We start from the raw sequence: 3450 nt of genomic DNA on the forward strand, positions 1-3450 counted from the left end.
GGTGGCCGTTGAGGTTGATGGTGACCTCCTGGAGGGGCTTGAGGGCGCGGATGACGTGTCTGATGCTCATCCCGGTGGCGTCCTGGAGGTAGCGGGCCACGGCCAGGGCGGTCATGACCATGGTCAGGTGGGCCTCGATGGCGTCGCGGGCGTGGTGGAAGACCGGACGGGCTCGCAGGTCGTGCTTGCTCATCCGGAAGGACGCCTCGACGTGCCACAGCTCGTGGTAGGAGGAGACCACCTCGGCGGCGTCCATCAGACGGGACGGGATGTTGGTGACGTACCCCTTGAGCCCTACCAGGGAACGGGCCCGGGCGATGGAGGCCTCGTCCAGGGCGGCGTCACCGGCGTGGACGGTGACGAAACGGGTGCGTCTGGGCTGCTTCTCGCCGGCGATGACGGCCCGAGCGCGGTTGGCCTGAGCTGTGAGGGTCTGGTTGTCCCGGGCCGCGCGGCGCTTGGAGTAGGACCACACCGCCCGCCACGAACCCGGGTGGGTGCCCGGGTCCCACACCGGCTCGGCCTTGAGGCTCTTGTCCCGCTCGCTCCTGGAGCCTCTCTTGGGGGTGATGGTGTCGATGAGCTGCCCGTCGGTGAAGGCGTCGCCTTCCCAGTGGAAGTGGGCCTCCAGGTCGCCGGGGGCGCGGACCTGACGGGCGCCGACGATGAACCGCAGTCGGGCCTCGTCCAGGGCCTTGAGGTTGGCCGCTGAGAGCATGCCGGCGTCGGCGACGATGACGAGCTCCTCGATGCCGTGGGCGGCCTGGAAGGCCTCCACGACGGGGATGATCGTGGTGGTCTCGGCCTTGTTGCCCTCCCAGCAGCCTATCTGGAGGGGGAAGCCGGCCCGGTCGACCAGCAGGCCGACGATGACCTGGGGATCGACCCGACGCTCCTTGGAGTAACCGACCTTGCGCAGATCGTCCTCACGCTCGGCCTCGAAGTACAGGGTGGTCACGTCGTACAGGCACAAGGCCAGGCCCCTGGTAGCGGTGACATGATCGAACAGGGCCCGCGAGAGACTCTCACGGTAGCCTCGCGTCTGGGCCCGGGCCAGGCAGGCTTGCAGGGTGTTGCGGTGGGCCGGTCCCGGCCAGCCGATCTCGGACAGGACTCTGGGGGTGTCGGCCTTGGAGGTCGGCTCGATCAGGCGGGCGGCGACCATCTGCTCAAAGGCCCGGTCACCCCCGGTGGCCTCGCCCAGTCCCAGGCGGGTGTAGGCCGTCTTGATGACCTCGATCAGCCAGCCCGACCTTCGGGAGGTGATCTCCGGTGCTCGCACCGCACCGCCGTCCCCGGGCGCCTTGCCGCCGCCGTCGAGTGCAGGTCCCAGGTCCAGGACCTGCTGGCCCGCCAGGAGCCGCTGGCGCCCCAGGTGCATCAGCGCGGCCAGCTCAGCCTCGTCACGAGCCGATCCCAGGTGCTCCACGATCCGGCGCACACCGTTCTCCTTGGCCACGACCTGCACGGCCGTAGCCCCCGAGGCGGTCTTGACCCTGCGCAGGTACGGGCTCACCCAACAAATCCTACCGCCGGCTTAGTGCCCCACGACGACCACCCCACCGGCACCATTCCAACGAAAAACCCCACCCAGAAAACGAAACCACCCCAAACTGTGCAACTCAGGTATAACACCGTCTTCGTCCCCGACCCGGCCTCGGGCTCCTCCGGTGGTTCGCGGGGCGGCTCCGGGTGAGCACCACTGAGGACGACGCCGGCGACGGGGACCGCGACGATTGCGAAGACGGCCGACGCGACCGCCACCGCCCGGTGGAAACCGGCGAGAACGTCACCCACGGCGATCATGCTGCCGAGGACCGCCACGCCGACGACACTGCCGGTCTGCCGGGCCGCGTTGATGATGCTTCCGGCGACTCCGGTGCAGCCCACCGGCGCGGAGGCGACGGCGGCCGAGGTCGCGGCCGGCATGGTCAGTGCCGTGCCGAATCCACCCAGGAAGGTCAGTGCTGCAATGATCGGGTACGGCGTCGAGGTCGTGACGAGGACAAGTCCGCAGAAGCCGGCCGCCCCGGCGAGCAGCCCGGTCAACATCGTCGGAAACGCCCCGATCCTGGCCGTCATCCTGCCCCCCAGAGGGGAGGCGAGGACGGCGCTGCACGCCTGCGGGACCAGGGACAGGCCTGCGAGCCAGGGTGAGTAGCCCAGGCAGCGCTGCAGGAACAGGGCCAGGACGAAGAGCTGACCGAAGAAGCCGATGTTGAGCGCGAACCCGACTGCGACGGCCACGGCGAAGCGCGGCCGGGAGAGCATCGCCATCGGCAGCATCGGTCGGCTCGCGGCGCGCTCGACCAGGACGAAGACCGTCAGCAGGGACAGACCGGCAAGAATCGAGAGGATCACGGCGGGGCTCCATCCGCGCTCACCCGCGGCGATGATCCCGTAGGTGGCGGCGGCGAGCCCCGCGGCGGACAGGGCCTGCCCGGGAAGGTCACCGCCTGCCCGCTGTCGCGCTGGACGCGCCGTCAGCCCGGGCAGGCAGTGGGCGGTGAGCCACAGAGCGACCGCGACGAGGGGCAGGTTCACCCAGAACACGAATCGCCAGCCGGTCCAGGTCACGAGCAGTCCCCCGAGCACGGGGCCGACAGCTGCGGCGATCCCGCCGGCTCCTCCCCACAGTCCGATGGCTCGGGCCCGGTCTGCGGGGCGATCGTGGATCAGGGAGAGTATCGCCAGGGAGGCCGGGACGATAGCGGCGGCGCCGACCCCTTGCAGCGCCCGGAACGCGATGAGCCACCCGCCGGCGGGGGCCAGGGCGCAGGCCGCCGAGAGCAGACCGAAGACCGCCAGACCGAGCAGGTGGACGCCTCTGGCCCCGATCCGGTCGCAGGCCGTCCCCGCCGACAGCTGAAGGGTGGCGAAGGTGAGGGAGTATGCGTCGACGACCCACTGCAAGGAGGCGACCGGGGCGCCCAGGTCCGCGCCGATCCGAGACAACGCCACGTTGACGACCGTCGTGTCGAGCATGACGATGAAGAATCCGAGCAGCGCCGCAATGAGCGCGCCGCGTCGTAGGCATCCACTCACGAGGCAGCTCCTTTCCCGTCTGTTCCGCCAGCCGCGGACAGTCGCTCCGTCGCTGCCGGTCACCGGCAGGCTAGAGCGGCCCTCGTTCGGTTCAGACCGAACCGACGCGGGCGCATACTGGCCGCATGTCACGGTTGCCAGAGCGCCTCTTCCCCGAGGCGGTCCCCGACATCACCGGCGCGGCGGCGGCGCTCGCCGATCCGTCGCGGGCGGCCATGTGCGCGGCGCTCATGGACGGTCGGGCCTGGACGGTGGGCGAGCTCGGCTCGTACGCCGGGGTTGCGCGGTCGACGGCCAGTGAGCATGTCAATGTGCTGGCGGCGCGCGGTCTCGCCGCCAAGGTCCGCCAGGGGCGGCACTGCTACGTCATGCTGGCGGGGCCCGAGGCGGCTCGGGTCATCGAGG

3 protein-coding genes are annotated in these 3450 nt (G+C 70.4%); 1 reads left to right on the forward strand and 2 read right to left on the reverse strand.

Annotation, left to right across the window (positions count from 1 at the left end; translation table 11 throughout):
• Both RWR81_RS12975 and RWR81_RS12980 read right to left on the reverse strand, forming a co-directional pair.
• The coding region (locus tag RWR81_RS12975; protein WP_314458134.1) for an IS1634 family transposase at window positions 1–1516 on the reverse strand (1516 nt) is incomplete at its 3' end.
• A complete protein-coding gene (locus RWR81_RS12980) occupies window positions 1513–3045 on the reverse strand; it encodes an MFS transporter (RefSeq protein ID WP_314458135.1) in 1533 nt (510 codons plus the stop codon). The genes RWR81_RS12975 and RWR81_RS12980, both read right to left, overlap by 4 nt.
• 125 nt (window positions 3046–3170) lie before the next feature.
• Between RWR81_RS12980 and RWR81_RS12985 the strand changes: the two genes are divergently transcribed.
• A partial coding sequence (locus tag RWR81_RS12985) for a winged helix-turn-helix domain-containing protein (protein WP_314458136.1) occupies window positions 3171–3450 on the forward strand: 280 nt, incomplete at its 3' end.

This window comes from uncultured Actinomyces sp. (assembly GCF_963526355.1).
Lineage (GTDB): Bacteria > Actinomycetota > Actinomycetes > Actinomycetales > Actinomycetaceae > Actinomyces.